Origin of the sequence: Streptomyces tateyamensis (genome assembly GCF_003205575.1) — a bacterium.
In the GTDB taxonomy this organism is placed as follows: Bacteria; Actinomycetota; Actinomycetes; order Streptomycetales; family Streptomycetaceae; genus Kitasatospora; species Kitasatospora tateyamensis.
This window is the reverse complement of sequence record NZ_PYBW01000050.1, coordinates 25,455-40,706: the sequence shown is the minus strand read 5'-3', so window position 1 is coordinate 40,706 and position 15,252 is coordinate 25,455. Positions and strand designations below refer to the sequence as shown.

Here is a 15,252-nt window from a genome sequence, read left to right as displayed (position 1 = left end):
ACTGGGCCGGTGACCTCGCAGATCTTCTCCCCCGATGTGCAGCAGCCGCTGGACGTGGTCGGCATCTTCGTCTTCGCCCTGTCCGGGGGCCTGCTGGCGGTGCGCAAGAACATGGACATCTTCGGCATCTGCGTGCTGGCCGAGGCCACCGCCCTGGGCGGGGGAGTGGTGCGCGACGTGCTGATCGGGGCCACTCCACCGGTCGCCTTCACCAACATGGGCTACTTCCTGGCCCCGCTGCTGGCCGGCGTGGTGGTCTTCTTCCTGCACCCCGAGGTGGAGCGGATCAACAGCAGCGTGCAGACCCTGGACGCGCTGGGCCTGGGCCTGTTCTGCGTCACCGGTACCGCCAAGGCGCACGACTACGGCCTGGGCTCGGTGGCCTCGGTCGCGCTGGGCATGCTCACCGCGGCCGGCGGCGGGGTGATCCGCGACGTGCTGGCCAACGAGACGGTCTCGCTGCTGCGCTGGGACCGGGAGATCTACGCGGTACCGGCCCTGGTCGGCTCGACCATGGTGGCGGTGCTGATCGTCCATCAGCACCTGACCACGCTGACCGCCTCGGCCGCCGCGATGACCGCCTTCGGGCTGCGGATGCTGGCGCTCAGGTATGGCTGGCGCGCGCCGCGTGCTTGGCACCGCAACGGTTCTCGCACCAGCGAGGAGTAGGCGAGCCGCCGTAGGCCAGGGAGATCGCCTCCACCGTGCAGAGCAGTTCGGGCAGCAGCCGGTTCAGCTCGCCCACCGGTGCCACCGCGGACGGTACCGAGATCGTGCAGGCGGCGATCGCCCGCCCGTCGTTGCCCTTGATCGGCGCGGCCAGGCAGTTGACGCTCTCCTGGTACTCGCCCTGGTCCAGCGACCAGCCGTGGGCGGCCACCGCGAGCAGCTCGGTGCGCAGCTCGTGGGCCGAGCGCAGGCTGCGCGGAGTGCGGGCCGGGAAGTCCAGCGAGTCCAGCAGCGCGGCGAGCTGATCCTCCACCAGGTCGGCCAGCAGCACCTTGCCGGCCGCGGTGGCGCCGGCCGGGGCCTTGCGGCCGATCCGGGAGGCCGGACCGAGCCAGCTGTCCACGGGGACCGGGTACCGGGCCTCGACCTTGTCCACCCAGACCACCTGGGAGCCCTCCAGGACCGCCAGGTGGACGGTGTGCCCGTAGCGCTCGCTGAGCGAGGCGAGGTAGGGCGCCGAGACCTGGCGCACGTCGATGCCCTCCAGCGCGATGTGCGCCAGCGACAGCAGCCGGCCGCCCAGCCGGTAGCGGTGGTCGGCCTGGCGCTGCACGAACCCGTGCTCCTCCAGGGTCCGCAGCAGCCGCAGGGCGGTGGACTTGTGCACCCCGATGGTTCCGGCCGCCTGCTCCAGCGAGGCGGGGCCGTCCCCCAGCGAGGCGAGGATCGTCAGCGCCCGGTCGACGGTCTGCGACATTGCGGCCCGCACCCCTCATTCACCTAGGTGGCCATCGAGTGGCCGGCGCGAGGAGGCTAACCCCGCGTTGCAGAGCGTGCAATGGCCGAATCGTGACCCGGGCCACGCCCTGCGGCGCGGGCCGTTCCAGTGCTCCGCCTACACTGGTGCAGCCATGCCATACCTCGACCATGCGGCCACCACCCCGATGCTCCCCGAGGCGATCGCCGCGATGACGGCGCACCTCGGCGTCACCGGCAACGCCTCCTCCCTGCACGCGGCCGGCCGGCGGGCCCGCCGGGTCGTCGAGGAGTCCCGCGAGTCGCTGGCCGCCGCGCTGGGCGCCCGGCCGAGCGAGATCGTGCTGACCGGCGGCGGTACCGAGTCGGACAACCTCGCCGTCAAGGGGCTGTACTGGGCCCGCCGGGACGCCGATCCGGCCCGCACCCGGGTGCTGTGCAGCCCGGTGGAGCACCACGCGGTGCTGGACGCGGTGCACTGGCTGGCCGAGCACGAGGGCGCGCAGGTCGAGTACCTGCCGGTGGACGGACACGGCCGGGTGCACCCCGAGGCGCTGCGCGAGGCGATCGAGCGGGAGCCCGGCTCGGTCGCCCTGGTCACCGTGATGTGGGCCAACAACGAGATCGGCACCCTGCTGCCGATCGCCGAACTGGCCGCAGTGGCCAAGGAGTTCGGCATCCCGATGCATGCCGACGCGGTGCAGGCGCTGGGTCAGGTGCCGATCGACTTCGCGGCCAGCGGGCTGGACGCGCTGACCGTCACCGGGCACAAGGTCGGCGGCCCGTACGGGGTCGGCGCGCTGCTGCTCGGCCGGGGCCAGACCCCGGTGCCGCTGCTGCACGGCGGCGGCCAGGAGCGCGACGTGCGCTCCGGCACCCTGGACGTGCCGGCCGCGGCGGGCTTCGCGACCGCCGTGCGGCTGGCGGTCGAGCGGCAGGCCGAGCACGCGGTGGCGGTGGCGGGGCTGCGCGACGACCTGGTGGCCCGGGTGCGGGCCGCGGTGCCCGCGGCGGTGCTCAACGGCGACCCGGACCCGGCCGGCCGGCTGCCCGCCAACGCGCACTTCTCCTTCCCCGGCTGCGAGGGCGACGCGCTGCTGATGCTGCTGGACGCGGCCGGCATCGAGGCCTCCACCGGCTCGGCCTGCTCGGCGGGCGTGCCGCAGCCCAGCCACGTGCTGCTGGCGATCGGCGCCGACCCGCTGCTCGCCCGCTCCTCGCTGCGGTTCTCGCTGGGGCACACCTCCACCAAGGCGGACGTGGACGTGCTGGCCGAGGCGATCGGCCCGGTGGTCCAGCGGGCCGAGCGCGCCGGACAGCGCTAGGGCCGGTCGGAGCCGGGGTCGGTCGGTGCCAGGACCGGTCGGTGCTGGGGCCGGTCCGGCCGAAGCCGCTCATTGCGTACGCTGGAGGGCACTATGACTGACTTCCCCGGCGCCCCCAGCGGCCCCTCCACCAGCCCCCGCCTGCGCGTGCTCGCCGCCATGTCCGGCGGCGTCGACTCCGCCGTGGCCGCGGCGCGCGCGGTGGAAGCCGGGCACGAGGTCACCGGGGTGCACCTGGCGCTGGCGGCGAACCCGCAGTCCTTCCGCACCGGCGCCCGCGGCTGCTGCACCCTGGAGGACTCCCGGGACGCCCGCCGGGCCGCCGACGTGATCGGCATCCCGTTCTACGTCTGGGACCTGGCCGAGCGGTTCCGCGAGGACGTGATCGACGACTTCGTCGCCGAGTACGCGGCCGGCCGCACCCCCAACCCCTGCCTTCGCTGCAACGAGAAGATCAAGTTCGCCGCGCTGCTGGACAGGGCGCTGGCCCTGGGCTTCGACGCGGTGTGCACCGGCCACTATGCCCGGATCGTCGAACTGCCAGGCGGCGGCCGTGAGTTGCACCGTGCGGTGGACGCCGCCAAGGACCAGTCCTACGTGCTCGGGGTGCTGGACGCGCAGCAGCTCGCGCACTCGCTCTTCCCGCTCGGCGACACCACCAAGGAGCAGATCCGGGCCGAGGCCGAGCGCCGCGACCTGGCGGTGGCCAAGAAGCCGGACAGCCACGACATCTGCTTCATCGCCGACGGCGACACCCAGGGCTTCCTGGCCGAGCGGCTGGGCCGCGCGCCCGGCGACATCCTGGACGCCGACGGCACCAAGCTCGGCGAGCACGACGGCGCCTACGGCTTCACCATCGGCCAGCGCAAGGGCCTGCGGATCGGCCACCCGGCGCCGGACGGCAAGCCGCGCTACGTGCTGGACATCTCGCCGGTGGACAACACCGTCACGGTCGGCCCGGCGGCCGGCCTGGACGTGCTGGGCCTGACCGCGATCCGGCCGCGCTGGTGCGGCCCGGCGCCGGTGGGCGCGGGCCGCTACACCGCCCAGCTGCGCGCGCACGGCGAGGAGGTGCCGGTCACCGCCGAACTGGCCGGCGGGCAGCTGCGAGTGGCCCTGGACACCCCGGCCCGCGGGATCGCGCCCGGCCAGGCCGTGGTGCTCTACGACGGCACCCGGGTGGTCGGCTCGGCCACCATCGCCGAAACCGAGCGGCGGGCCGTGGCGGAGATCTGATAGTCCTGGTGCTCCTATGAACATCACGGTCTTCTGCTCCGCATACTCGCTCGACGACCGCTACTCCGCCCCCGCCGCCGAGTTCGCCCGGCTGCTCGGCACCGGCGGCCACACCCTGGTCTGGGGCGGCTCCAACGCCGGCCTGATGGGTCTGCTGGCCGACCAGGTCAAGGCGGCCGGCGGCAAGCTGGTCGGGATCCAGGTCGAACTGCTCAAGCACAAGACCTATCCGGGGGCCGACGAACTCGTGCTCACCCGCGACCTCGCCGAGCGCAAGGCCCAGCTGCTGGCTCGGGCCGACGCCATCGTGGTGCTGGTCGGCGGCCTCGGCACGCTGGACGAGATCACCGAGGTGCTCGAACTCAAGAAGCACGGCCTGCACGACAAGCCGGTCGTGCTGCTCGACACCGAGGGCTTCTACACCGGCATGCGCGTGCAGTTGGAGAGGATGGACGCCGAGGGCTTCCTGCCCCGCCCGCTCGACCAGCTGATCGCCTTCGCCGAGACCCCCGCCGAGGTCTTTACCCACCTCACCACTGCCTGAAAGGCCCTCATGCCCACCCACCTGCTCACCGGCGCCGGCTCCGGCATCGGTGCCGCCCTCGCCCAGCGTCTGATCGAGCGCGGCGACGAGGTCTGGCTGCTCGCCCGCGACGCGGCCCGCGCCGCCCAACTGCGCCGGCTCCACCCCGCTGTCCAGACCCTGGTCGGCGACCTGGCCAATCCGGCCAAGCTCTCCTGGGCGCTGGGCCACCAGACCCTGCCGCTGCGCCTGGACTCGCTGCTGCACGTGGCCGGCGTGGTCGAGCTCGGCCCGGTCGCCGACACCCCGGTGAAGGTCTGGCAGGACACCCTGGCGGCCAACCTGGTCGCCCCCGCCGAGCTGACCCGCCTGCTGATGCCGCAGCTGCGCCAGGCCCGCGGCCACGTGGTCTTCGTCAACTCCGGCGCCGGCCTGGCCGCGCACGCCGAGTGGGGCTCCTACGCGGCCAGCAAGTTCGGCCTGCGCGCCCTGGCCGACGCCCTGCGCGCCGAGGAGCAGCCGAACGGCATCCGGGTCACCACCGTCTACCCCGGCCGCACCGCCACCCCCATGCAGCAGAAGGTGCACCAGCAGGAGGGCAAGGAGTACGACCCGTCCCGCTGGATCGCCCCGGAGTCGGTGGCCACCGCCATCCTCACCGCTCTCGACCTGCCCCGGGACGCGACGCTGACCGACCTGACGGTCCGCCCGGGCCTGTAGTCCTGGTGAGAGGCCTGCTCCGCGATCGGCGGAACAGGCCTCTCTGAGCCTAGGTGACCAACTTCGCTCCGGTGTCGACCGAGTGACGATGGCTCTTGACCGAGGAGATCCCGAAATCAGCTGACTGGCCGTCACCCACCGCCGGTAGCATCACGCTCATGTCCAGCGAGGCGAACGTCGAATTCGACCGGATCGAGCCCGAAGACCTGCGCCAGGTGCCGGTGATAGCCCAGGCCCTCGACAACCAGTGGCTCGCCGCCGGGGAGCTGCGCGGTGTGTGGCGCGGGGACCTCTCGCGCCGGGCCGCGCTGCGCCACCAGGACGACCGGGTGCGCACGGAGTACATCCGGGCCCTGGTCAACGGTGAGCAGGTGGTGGTCAACCGGGCCTACCTCTACAACAACCCGGCGGTGACCCGGGACTTCCTGACCGACTCGCCGGAGCGCGAGGCGTTCAAGCAGCTGCTCGGCGAGGGCACCCTGGTGCCGTTCCTGTGGAACGAGGCGTCGCCGGTGCAGCAGCCGCTGTTCGGGGTGGCGGAGCAGGGGTGGCAGGCCTGGGAGCGGGTCTGCCAGGAGACCCGGCCGGTCTGCCTGCGGATGGCCTGGGACGAGGCGGCCAACTCGCAGGACGGGACGGTGCTCGGACGTGAGTTCTCCCGTTACGCGCACGACCTCAACCTGATGGACTTCCCGGCGCTGGCCAGGGCGCTGGAGGTTCCGGCAGAGCGGCAGGACCGGCTGCGCGAGCGGTTCCTGGCGGTGGCCGAGTTCAGCAACGACCGGATCCGCGAGCGCGGCCTGGTGCTGCGCGACGAGCTCTACCGCCACTTCGTGGTGCGCGAAGGCAGCAACCCCGCCGACCGCGCCTACGACCCGACCCGGGAGTTCGGGGCAGAGATCAAGCAGGTGGTGGACCTCGCCTACAACATCAACCTGGCCGACCGGCTCGGCGCGTTCGCGCTGACCCCGCAGGGTTCGATGCCGCGCAGCGCGCTGCAGGAGTCGGTGCTCCGGTGGGCCACGCAGAAGGCCGAGCTGAGCCCCGAGCAGCTGGTGGAGATCGTGCGCCGGACCGCCTTCGAGGTGGTCCAGGAGGGACTGTACGTCGAGTCCTTCGCCGAGCTCGCGCTGCCGGACGTGCTGGCGTTGCGTCAGACTCCGCAGTGGCAGCGCTACCTGACCCGGCTGCAGGCCCTGCTGGCCGATCCCCGGGTGGCCGACCCGGGGCGGTTCGGCGACCCGGAGCACGGCGCGCCGGCGGTGGTCTCCGCCTACGTGGCGATGGTCCGGGAGGCCAGCGCCCGGGTCGCCAGGCGCAAGGTCGCCGCCCGGATGGCCCGCTGGACCCCGCAGGTGGAGCTGCTGGTCGAGGTGGCGACCGCCTCGGTACGGGTGATCTTCGGCGCGCACCCGGCCTTCGAGATCCTCGGCGAGGTGACCCGGGCCTTCGCCAACCGGGCCGCGCCGGTGGTGGTGCGCCTGGTGGTCAACCGGTCCACCGGGCGGTCCGAGCAGGCCCGGCTGGAGGCCAGCCTGCGGCTGATCGAGGGCCGGTTCGCGGGCAGCGGGCTGCGCCAGTGGGAGACCCTGGTCGCCGACCTGCGCAAGGCCGGCTTCGCGGAGGTGACCGGGATCGACGCGGCCGCGCAGGCGGCCGAGCTGGGCGAGCCGGAACCGGTGGCCTGAACTCCGCAACCGGCTGACGGGGCGTCGGCGCAGCGGGCACCATGCCGGGTAGCAGAAAGGAGCCCGCCATGGACCGCTACGCCCAGCTGCGCACCGACCGCCCCGAGCTGTTCCGCAACGACCCCGAGGGCATCGAGATCCTCACCGACCCCGCCGAGGCCGCCGCCGCCGAGCAGGCGGTGCGCGAGCGCGGCGGCGCCGCCCCGGTGGCCGCCGCGCAGTCCGGCGTGGTCTACGCCGACCCCTACCTGACCCTGCTGCGCGACCCGGTCCGGTTCCCCGGCGGGAGCCTGGGCCTGCACCTGCGGATGCTGGACCCCGCCGGGGTGCCCGGGGTGGTGGTGCTCCCGCTGCTGGCCGACGGGGTGCTGCTGCTGGAGCACTACCGGCACCCCACCCGCTCCTGGCACCTGGAGGCCCCGCGCGGCTACGGCGAACCGGGGGCCGACGGCGAGCAGAACGCCCGCCGCGAGCTGGCCGAGGAGCTCGGGGTCGGGGCCCCGGAACTCGTCCCGCTCGGCCCGCTGTACCCGGACACCGGGCTGGTGGCCGGTCACGTGCTGCTCTACGCGGCCCGGGTGTCGGGGTACGGCGAGCTGGACGCCGCGGAGGGCATCCGCCGGGCGGTGCGGTTCTCCTTCGCCGAGGCCGAGCAACTGGTGGCCGCGGGCCGGATCAGCTGCGGCTTCACCGTGGCGGTGCTCTACCGGGCCCGGCTGGCCGGCCTGCTGGGACAGTAGGCTGCCCAGCGTGACCGCCACGTATCCCTTCCCCGACCTGCACGGCGCCGCCACCGGCGTCGGCTCCATGCCCGGTACCGACGCCCGGGAGGCCGCGAAGACCTCGACCGGCGCGCTCGAGCAGCTGCCGTTCCTACCCGAACTGCCCGCCCGCGGCCCGGGGGCGGACATGATCGGCCGCTCGGCCGGGCTGCTGGTCGAGCTCTTCGCCGAGGTGCAGCCCAGCGGCTGGCGGTTCGCCGACCGGCCCGGCCGCGACACCCGCCGCGCGCACTCCTGGCTGGGTGAGGACCTGGACGCGCTGGAGGAGTTCGCCCAGGGGTACCAGGGAGCGCTCAAGGTGCAGGCGGTCGGCCCGTGGACGCTGGCGGCGAGCGTCGAACTGCGGCACGGCGAGAAGGCGCTGGCCGACCCGGGGGCCTGCCGGGACATCGCCGGCTCGCTGGCCGAGGGCCTGCGCCGGCACCTGGCCGAGCTGCGCAAGCGGCTCCCCGGCGCGCAGCTGGTACTGCAGCTGGACGAGCCCTCGCTGCCCGCGGTGCTGTCCGGGCAGGTGAAGACGGCCAGCGGCTTCCAGCGGCTGCGCTCAATCGACCGCCAGGTCGCCGAGGAAAGCCTGCGCGAGCTGATCCGCTCGTTGGACGTCCCGGTGCTGGTGCACAGCTGCGCGCCCGAGGTCCCGATCCCGCTGCTGCGCCGCGCCGGCGTGGCCGGGATCTCGCTGGACTTCGGCTTGCTGACGGAGCGTGAGGACGAGGACCTGGGTGAGGCGATCGAGGCCGGCACCGCGATCCTCGCCGGTGTGGTGCCCGCCGTTGAGGCGGGTTCGTCCGACCCGGCCGGTAGTGTCACCGTCGTCAGGAGGTTGTGGCGCAGGCTCGGGCTGGACCCGGAACTGCTGGGCCGCCGCGTGCTGGTGACGCCGACCTGCGGTTTGGCGGGGGCGAGCCCCGCCTACGCCCGGCAGGCGCTGTCACTGGCTGTGAAGGGGGCCCGGAGCCTGGTGGACAACCCGGAGTGAGTGCACAGGGAGGCCAGTGGTGGCGGCGGTCGAGGGCTGGGAGGACGTGCCGGCGGCGGCGCGCAGGCGGCACGCCGAACTCGCGGCCGAGCTGACGGAGCACCGGGTCCGCTACTACGAGCAGGACGCGCCGACCGTCAGCGACGCCGAGTTCGACACGCTGATGCGTGAGCTGGAGGCGCTGGAGACCGCGCACCCGGCACTGGTGACCCCCGACTCGCCGACCCAGCAGGTCGGCGGCGGGGTGGCCGAGGGCTTCGCCAAGGTCGAGCACCGCGAGCGGCTGCTCAGCCTGGACAACGCGATGGACGACGAGGAGCTGACCGCCTGGGCCGACCGGGTGGCCCGCGAACTGGACGGCCTCCAGTACCACTACCTGTGCGAGCTGAAGGTGGACGGCCTGGCGGTCAACCTCACCTACCGGCACGGCGAGCTGGTGCTGGCCGCCACCCGCGGCACCGGTCGGATCGGTGAGGACATCACCGCCAACGTGCGCACCATCAAGGAGATCCCGCACCGGCTGCGCGGCGACCACCCGCCCGCCCTGGTGGAGATCCGCGGCGAGGTCTACCTGCCCACCGAGGCCTTCGCCGAGCTGAACGCCTCGCTGGCCGCCGAGAACGACCGCCGGCGCGCGGAGAACGAGCAGCGGGCCGCCGAGGGCCGGCGCCCGCACGCGCTGGTCAAGCTGTTCGCCAACCCGCGCAACGCCGCGGCCGGCTCGCTGCGCCAGAAGGACCCGCTGGTCACCGGGTCCCGCCCGCTGCACATGGTGGTGCACGGGATCGGCGCCCGGGAGGGCTTCGAGATCGACTGCCAGTCGCACGCCTACCAACTGCTGCACGACTGGGGCCTGCCCACCGCCCGGCACAACCGGGTGGTCGCGACCCTGGACGAGGTGCGGGCCTTCATCAAGCAGTACGGCGAGCAGCGCCACTCGGTCGAGCACGAGATCGACGGCGTGGTGGTCAAGGTGGACGAGATCGCGCTGCAGGGCCGGCTCGGCGCCACCTCCAAGTCGCCGCGCTGGGCGATCGCCTGGAAGTACCCGCCGGAGGAGGTCACCGCCAAGCTGGCCTCGATCAAGGTCGGGATCGGGCGCACCGGCCGGGCCACTCCGTACGCGGTGCTGGCCGAGCCGGTCAAGGTGGCCGGCTCGATGGTGCAGTACGCGACCCTGCACAACCAGCAGGTGGTCAAGGCCAAGGGCGTGCTGCTCGGCGACACCGTGGTGCTGCGCAAGGCCGGTGACGTGATCCCGGAGATCCTCGGCCCGGTGGAGGACCTGCGCGACGGCACCGAGCAGGAGTTCGTGATGCCCGCCGAGTGCCACGAGTGCGGCACCGCGCTGCGCCCGATGTCCGAGGGGGACATCGACCTGCGCTGCCCGAACGCCCAGTTCTGCCCGGCCCAGGTCCGCGAGCGGATCGCCTACCTGGGCGGCCGCGCCAGCCTGGACGTGGAGGGCCTGGGCTACGTGGCGGCCACCGCGCTGACCCAGCCGCTGGAGCCGGCCGAGCCGCCGGTCCGCGACGAGGGGGACGTCTTCGGCCTGACGGTCGAACAGCTGCTGCCGATCCGGGTGCTGGTGCGCGACCAGAAGACCGGGATGCCCAAGCTGGACGACGCGACCGGGGAGGAGAAGGAGGTCTCCTTCTTCGCCAACCTGAGCGGGGAGCCGAAGAAGACCGCCACCCTGCTGCTGGAGAACCTGGCGGCGGCCAAGCAGAAGGAGCTCTGGCGCTACCTGAACGGGCTGTCGATCCGTCATGTCGGCCCGGTGGCGGCCCAGGCGCTGGCCCGGGAGTTCCGCGACCTGGACGCGATCTTCGCCGCCGACGAGGAGCGGTTGGCGGCCACCGAGGGGGTCGGGCCGAAGATCGCCCGGTCGATCCAGGAGTGGTACCAGGAGGAGTGGCACCGCGAGATCCTGCGGAAATGGCGGGAGGCGGGGGTGCGGTTCACCGAGGAGGCGACCGCAGAGCAGGGGGAGCGGCCGCTGGAGGGGCTCACCGTGGTGGTCACCGGGACGCTGGCCGGACACACCCGGGACGGGGCCAAGGAGGCACTGGTCTCCCGTGGCGCGAAGGTGACCGGTTCGGTGTCGAAGAAGACCGACTTCGTTGTGGTGGGAGACAACCCGGGGTCAAAGTACGACAAGGCGGTGCAGTTGGGGCTGCCGGTGCTGGACGATGCCGGATTTGCGGTACTGCTGACGGACGGTGCCGAGGCGGCGCGCGCCCACCTCGGGCTGCCCGCGGCCGGGACCGAGTCGGCCGGGGTAACCCCCGAGGGGGCTGACCAGGACTGACGTGTCCCTCTTGTTATCGTGCTGATGCCCCGTCACCTGGGTGGTGGGCGTGGAAAAGGGGCATCGTGTCAGTGTGCGGCGCCGGATCCGTGCTGGCGTGCTCCCGGATGACTGAAAGTCCGCCCTCCCCGTGAGGCCGGACTTACTCTGGAGCGCAACAGTGTGTCAGCAGGAGTGGGGCACCGGGGGTTCTCCGGCGCCGACAGGGGCGCTACCCGGCTGAGACCGACTGGCACCGCATCAGCGGTGCCGGCGCCGACCGTTCTTCGGGTCGGTTCCAGCCGCTATGCGGCCTGGGCGGGGGCGGGCCTGACGGAGGACAGGGCGTATGGATCGTACGACCGGCGGTGCGCCGACGCGCCCGCCGCAGGGGGTGGCGGGGGCGGTCCTGCTGCTCGGTGTGCTGCTGGCCGGAGCCGCCCCGCTGATCCCGTTGGCGGTCCTGGTGAGCCGGCACGAGCCGGAGCTGCTGCCGCTGTTCGCCGTGCCGTTGGCGGTGCTGGTCGCGGCCTGGCGGATCGCCCGGGACCGCGCCCGGGACCAGCTGACCGATCCGCTCACCGGGCTGCCGAACCGGCACGCCCTGCTGCTCGCCGCCCAGGAGGCGATCGCCGAGCACGAGGCCGAAGAGGCGTACAACGTCGGTCTGATCCTGCTGGACCTCGATCGATTCCGGTCACTCAACGACACGCTCGGTCATGGCGCGGGCGACCGGCTGCTGGTGCACATCGGCCGCCGGCTGCACCGGGTGCTGCGCGGCGCCTCGCCGGAGGCCCGCGGCCCGGGCCTGCCCGGGCCCACCCTGGAGGCCGCCCGGGCCGCCGGGCCGCCCGGGGCCGCCGAGCGCCGCCGGGAGACCGAGGACCTGCTCGCCTCGCTGCCCGCCGTCGCCGAGAACGGACGGCGCGCGGTGGTGGCCCGGATGGGCGGCGACGAGTTCGCCGTGCTGCTGCCCGGGGTGGGCTGCGCCGACACCCTGGAGCGCCTGGCCAAGGCGCTGATCGCGGAGCTGGCCGCGCCGATCCGGCTCGACGGCCTGCTGCTGGTGCTGGAGGCCACCGCCGGCGTCTGCGTCTACCCCAAGCACGCCGCGGACGCAGAATCGTTGCTCCGCCGGGCCGACGTGGCGATGGGCCACGCCCAGCAGGCCCGCACCGGCGTCGAGCAGTACGACCACTCGCAGGACGCCGACACGCCCTACCGGATCGGCCTGCTCGGCGACCTGCGCCGCGCGCTGGAGACCGGCGAGGTGCAGCTGCACTACCAGCCCAAGGTGGCCTTCGACGGCCGAGTGGTGGGCCTGGAGGCACTGCTGCGCTGGGAGCGCCCCGGGCGCGGGCGGGTCTCCCCGGACGAGTTCGTCGGGCTGGCCGAGTCCAGCGGCCTGATGCCCCGGCTGACCGACTACGTGCTGGAGGCCGCGATCGGCCAGCTGGCCGACTGGCGGTCGCAGGGGCTGCAGGTCCAGGTCGCGGTCAACGTCTCGCCGCGCGACGTGCTCAACCCCGGCTTCGCCCGCCGGGTGGCCGGGCACTTGGAGCGCCATCAGGTACCGGCGCACGCACTGCAGTTGGAGATCACCGAGCGGCTGCTGCTGGACGACTCCCGGCTGGCCGCCGACACGCTGGCCGAGCTGCGCGGCCACGGGGTGGGGATGTCGCTGGACGACTTCGGCACCGGCCACTCCTCGCTGGTGCGGCTGCGCAGCCTGCCGGTCGGCGAGCTGAAGATCGACCGGTCCTTCGTCTCCCGGATGGTCGCCGACCACCACGACGCGGCGGTGGTGCGCTGCTCGGTGGAGCTGGCCCACTCGCTGGGGCTGACCGTGGTGGCCGAGGGCGTGGAGGACGACGAGACCTGGGAGCGGCTGCACGGCCTGGGGGTGGACGCGGTGCAGGGCTGGCTGGTCTCCGCCGCGCTGCCGGCCGACCAGGCCACCGCCTGGCTGCGGGTGCACCGAACCGGCCCGCCGCCGGCCGAGCGGCTGCCCACGCTGGAACGCTGGACCGGCCAGGCCGAACTCCCGTGCCCCGGCCTGCCCCGCCAGCCGCTGGCCCCGCCCACCGAGGCACCCACGACCCCTCAGTAACACCGGCCGCACCGCGCGCCCCCTAGGATAGGTGGTCAAAGACAAAGAGGACGGAGCGCCGCTCGCCGTGCGGTGGTGCGGGTGCCGGCCTCGCCCAGAACTCAGATGAGGATCGCTGCATGCCTGGCATCACGCGCGAGGAGGTCGCCCACCTCGCCCGGCTGTCGCGTCTGGAGTTGCAGGCGGAGGAGCTGGACCACTTCGCCGAGCAGCTGGACGTGATCATCGGCGCGGTCGCCCGCGTTTCCGAGGTCGCCGGACAGGACGTCCCGCCGACCTCCCACCCGCTGCCGCTGACCAACGTCATGCGCGCGGACGAGGTGCGCCCGTCGCTCACCCCGGAGCAGGCCCTGGCCGGTGCGCCGGCCGCCGAGGAGCAGCGCTTCCGGGTCCCGCAGATCCTCGGGGAGGACTGAGCCAGATGACCGACCTCATCAAGTACACGGCTGCCGAGACCGCCGAGGCGATCAAGTCCGGCCAGGTCAGCGCCGTCGAGGTGGCACAGGCCCACCTGGACCGGATCGACGCGGTGGACAAGAAGGTCAACGCCTTCCTGCACGTGGACACCGAGGGCGCGCTGACGGCCGCCAAGGCGGTCGACCAGCGGCGCGCCAAGGGCGAGGAACTCGGCCCGCTGGCCGGCGTCCCGCTCGCGCTCAAGGACGTGTTCACCACCAAGGGCGTGCCCACCACCTGCGGCTCCAAGATCCTCGAAGGCTGGATCCCGCCGTACGACGCCACCCTGACGTCCCGTCTGAAGGACGCGGGGGTGGTGATCCTGGGCAAGACCAACATGGACGAGTTCGCCATGGGCTCCTCCACCGAGAACTCCGCCTACGGCACCACCGGCAACCCGTGGGACCTGTCCCGGATCCCGGGCGGCTCCGGCGGCGGCTCGGCGGCCGCGCTGGCCGCCTTCGAGGCCCCGCTGGCGATCGGCACCGACACCGGCGGCTCGATCCGCCAGCCCGGCGCGGTCACCGGCACGGTCGGCGTCAAGCCCACCTACGGCTCGGTCTCCCGCTACGGCCTGGTGGCCTTCTCCTCCTCGCTGGACCAGGGTGGCCCGTGCGCCCGCACCGTGCTGGACGCGGCGCTGCTGCACGAGGCGATCGCCGGCCACGACCCGCTGGACTCCACCTCGATCGACGCCCCGGTGCCCGCCGTGGTCGCCGCCGCCAAGCTGCGCGACGTGCGCGGCATGCGGATCGGCGTGGTCAAGGAGTTCGCCGGCGAGGGCTACCAGAGCGGCGTGATGCAGCGGTTCAACGAGGCCGTGGAGCTGCTGCGCGAGCTCGGCGCCGAGGTGGTCGAGGTCTCCTGCCCGTCCTTCACCCTGGCGCTGCCCGCCTACTACCTGATCGCACCGAGCGAGGCCTCCTCCAACCTGGCCCGGTTCGACGCCATGCGCTACGGCCTGCGGGTGGGCGACGACGGCAGCCGCTCGGCCGAGGAGGTCACCGCGCTGACCCGCGAGGCCGGCTTCGGCCCCGAGGTCAAGCGCCGGATCATCCTGGGCACCTACGCGCTCTCCTCGGGCTACTACGACGCCTACTACGGCTCGGCGCAGAAGGTCCGCACGCTGATCTCGCGCGACTTCGACGCCGCCTTCGCCGGGGTGGACGTGCTGGTCTCGCCGACCACGCCGACCACCGCCTTCCCGATCGGCGAGCGCGCCGACGACCCGATGGCGATGTACCTGGCCGACCTGTGCACCATCCCGTCCAACCTGGCCGGCAACGCGGCCATGTCGCTGCCCTGCGGCCTGGCGCCGGAGGACAATCTCCCGGTCGGCCTGCAGATCATCGCGCCCGCGATGGCGGACGACCGCCTGTACCGCGTGGGCGGCGCCGTCGAGGCCGCACTCAACGACAAGTGGGGGCACCCCCTGCTGGAGGAGGCACCGGTACTGTGAGCAAGATCGAGAAGGCCAAGGGTTTCAAGCACACCAGGCCCGGCATCTGGCTGTCCATCGGCACCACCGCCTTCGGCGCGCTGAGCATCGCCAAGGACGTCAGGAAGGCCCGCAGCGAGAACGACACCCTGCTGCTGGCCAACGCGCTGGTCGGCGCGGCCGCGATCGTCACCGGCACCCTGCTGCTGGCCCGCGAGCTGCGCCGGCTCGGCAGCGACGACGTCCTCGCGGACTGACGTCCCGTCAGGCCCGGCCCCGG

At 73.3% G+C, this 15,252-nt stretch carries 14 protein-coding genes; 13 read left to right on the top strand and 1 reads right to left on the bottom strand.

Annotated elements, in window-relative coordinates; all coding sequences use genetic code 11:
- Positions 1 to 9: 9 nt before the first annotated feature.
- On the top strand, positions 10 to 669 hold the full coding sequence (locus tag C7C46_RS16265; protein ID WP_110670270.1) for a trimeric intracellular cation channel family protein: 660 nt from the start codon (positions 10 to 12) through the stop codon (positions 667 to 669).
- On the opposite strand, the gene C7C46_RS16260 is transcribed toward C7C46_RS16265, so the two are convergent.
- Positions 605 to 1,426 carry an IclR family transcriptional regulator gene (locus C7C46_RS16260; RefSeq protein ID WP_110670268.1) on the bottom strand — a complete coding sequence of 274 codons (822 nt, stop codon included), beginning with the start codon at positions 1,424 to 1,426 and terminating at the stop codon, positions 605 to 607. The two genes, C7C46_RS16265 and C7C46_RS16260, sit on opposite strands and share 65 nt — an antisense overlap.
- Positions 1,427 to 1,580: 154 nt before the next feature.
- Between C7C46_RS16260 and C7C46_RS16255 the strand changes: the two genes are divergently transcribed.
- The 12 genes from C7C46_RS16255 (at position 1,581) to C7C46_RS16200 (ending at position 15,229) form a co-directional block, all read left to right on the top strand.
- Positions 1,581 to 2,750 (top strand): cysteine desulfurase family protein, encoded by a 1,170-nt coding sequence (locus tag C7C46_RS16255; RefSeq protein ID WP_110670266.1) that lies wholly within the window; start codon positions 1,581 to 1,583, stop codon positions 2,748 to 2,750.
- Between the two features lie 93 nt (positions 2,751 to 2,843).
- On the top strand, positions 2,844 to 3,986 hold the full coding sequence (gene mnmA, locus C7C46_RS16250) for a tRNA 2-thiouridine(34) synthase MnmA (protein WP_110670264.1): 1,143 nt from the start codon (positions 2,844 to 2,846) through the stop codon (positions 3,984 to 3,986).
- A 16-nt stretch (positions 3,987 to 4,002) separates the two neighbouring features.
- Entirely contained in the window at positions 4,003 to 4,530 is a 528-nt protein-coding gene (locus C7C46_RS16245) for an LOG family protein (RefSeq protein WP_110670262.1), read from the top strand.
- Positions 4,531 to 4,539: 9 nt separating this feature from the next.
- The gene (locus C7C46_RS16240; RefSeq protein WP_110670260.1) at positions 4,540 to 5,229 is read left to right on the top strand and encodes an SDR family oxidoreductase; all 690 of its coding nucleotides are present in this window, start codon (positions 4,540 to 4,542) and stop codon (positions 5,227 to 5,229) included.
- 158 nt (positions 5,230 to 5,387) lie between these two features.
- Positions 5,388 to 6,917 carry a hypothetical protein gene (locus C7C46_RS16235; protein WP_110670258.1) on the top strand — a complete coding sequence of 510 codons (1,530 nt, stop codon included), beginning with the start codon at positions 5,388 to 5,390 and terminating at the stop codon, positions 6,915 to 6,917.
- Between the two features lie 68 nt (positions 6,918 to 6,985).
- Complete coding sequence (locus C7C46_RS16230) at positions 6,986 to 7,657, top strand: NUDIX hydrolase (protein ID WP_110670256.1); 672 nt, start codon at positions 6,986 to 6,988, stop codon at positions 7,655 to 7,657.
- Between the two features lie 10 nt (positions 7,658 to 7,667).
- Positions 7,668 to 8,678 carry a methionine synthase gene (locus C7C46_RS16225; RefSeq protein WP_281278554.1) on the top strand — a complete coding sequence of 337 codons (1,011 nt, stop codon included), beginning with the start codon at positions 7,668 to 7,670 and terminating at the stop codon, positions 8,676 to 8,678.
- A 19-nt stretch (positions 8,679 to 8,697) separates the two neighbouring features.
- On the top strand, positions 8,698 to 10,989 hold the full coding sequence (gene ligA, locus C7C46_RS16220) for an NAD-dependent DNA ligase LigA (RefSeq protein WP_110670344.1): 2,292 nt from the start codon (positions 8,698 to 8,700) through the stop codon (positions 10,987 to 10,989).
- Between the two features lie 328 nt (positions 10,990 to 11,317).
- On the top strand, positions 11,318 to 13,078 hold the full coding sequence (locus C7C46_RS16215; protein WP_110670254.1) for a putative bifunctional diguanylate cyclase/phosphodiesterase: 1,761 nt from the start codon (positions 11,318 to 11,320) through the stop codon (positions 13,076 to 13,078).
- A 119-nt stretch (positions 13,079 to 13,197) separates the two neighbouring features.
- A complete protein-coding gene (gatC, locus tag C7C46_RS16210; protein ID WP_035845952.1) occupies positions 13,198 to 13,494 on the top strand; it encodes an Asp-tRNA(Asn)/Glu-tRNA(Gln) amidotransferase subunit GatC in 297 nt (98 codons plus the stop codon).
- A 5-nt stretch (positions 13,495 to 13,499) separates the two neighbouring features.
- Positions 13,500 to 14,993: an Asp-tRNA(Asn)/Glu-tRNA(Gln) amidotransferase subunit GatA gene (gene gatA, locus C7C46_RS16205; protein ID WP_110670252.1), complete on the top strand. Its 1,494-nt coding sequence runs from the start codon at positions 13,500 to 13,502 to the stop codon at positions 14,991 to 14,993.
- A complete protein-coding gene (locus C7C46_RS16200) occupies positions 14,990 to 15,229 on the top strand; it encodes a hypothetical protein (protein WP_110670250.1) in 240 nt (79 codons plus the stop codon). The genes gatA and C7C46_RS16200 overlap by 4 nt, the downstream gene beginning before the upstream one ends.
- Positions 15,230 to 15,252 lie beyond the last annotated feature (23 nt).

What these genes read in the sequence shown, in the direction of transcription:
- C7C46_RS16260 (WP_110670268.1), bottom strand. Translation starts at nt 1,426, where the DNA reads ATGTCGCAGACCGTCGACCGGGCGCTGACGATCCTCGCCTCGCTGGGG.
- C7C46_RS16255 (WP_110670266.1), top strand. Translation starts at nt 1,581, where the DNA reads ATGCCATACCTCGACCATGCGGCCACCACCCCGATGCTCCCCGAGGCG.
- mnmA (WP_110670264.1), top strand. Translation starts at nt 2,844, where the DNA reads ATGACTGACTTCCCCGGCGCCCCCAGCGGCCCCTCCACCAGCCCCCGC.
- C7C46_RS16245 (WP_110670262.1), top strand. Translation starts at nt 4,003, where the DNA reads ATGAACATCACGGTCTTCTGCTCCGCATACTCGCTCGACGACCGCTAC.
- C7C46_RS16240 (WP_110670260.1), top strand. Translation starts at nt 4,540, where the DNA reads ATGCCCACCCACCTGCTCACCGGCGCCGGCTCCGGCATCGGTGCCGCC.
- C7C46_RS16235 (WP_110670258.1), top strand. Translation starts at nt 5,388, where the DNA reads ATGTCCAGCGAGGCGAACGTCGAATTCGACCGGATCGAGCCCGAAGAC.
- C7C46_RS16230 (WP_110670256.1), top strand. Translation starts at nt 6,986, where the DNA reads ATGGACCGCTACGCCCAGCTGCGCACCGACCGCCCCGAGCTGTTCCGC.
- C7C46_RS16215 (WP_110670254.1), top strand. Translation starts at nt 11,318, where the DNA reads ATGGATCGTACGACCGGCGGTGCGCCGACGCGCCCGCCGCAGGGGGTG.
- gatC (WP_035845952.1), top strand. Translation starts at nt 13,198, where the DNA reads ATGCCTGGCATCACGCGCGAGGAGGTCGCCCACCTCGCCCGGCTGTCG.
- gatA (WP_110670252.1), top strand. Translation starts at nt 13,500, where the DNA reads ATGACCGACCTCATCAAGTACACGGCTGCCGAGACCGCCGAGGCGATC.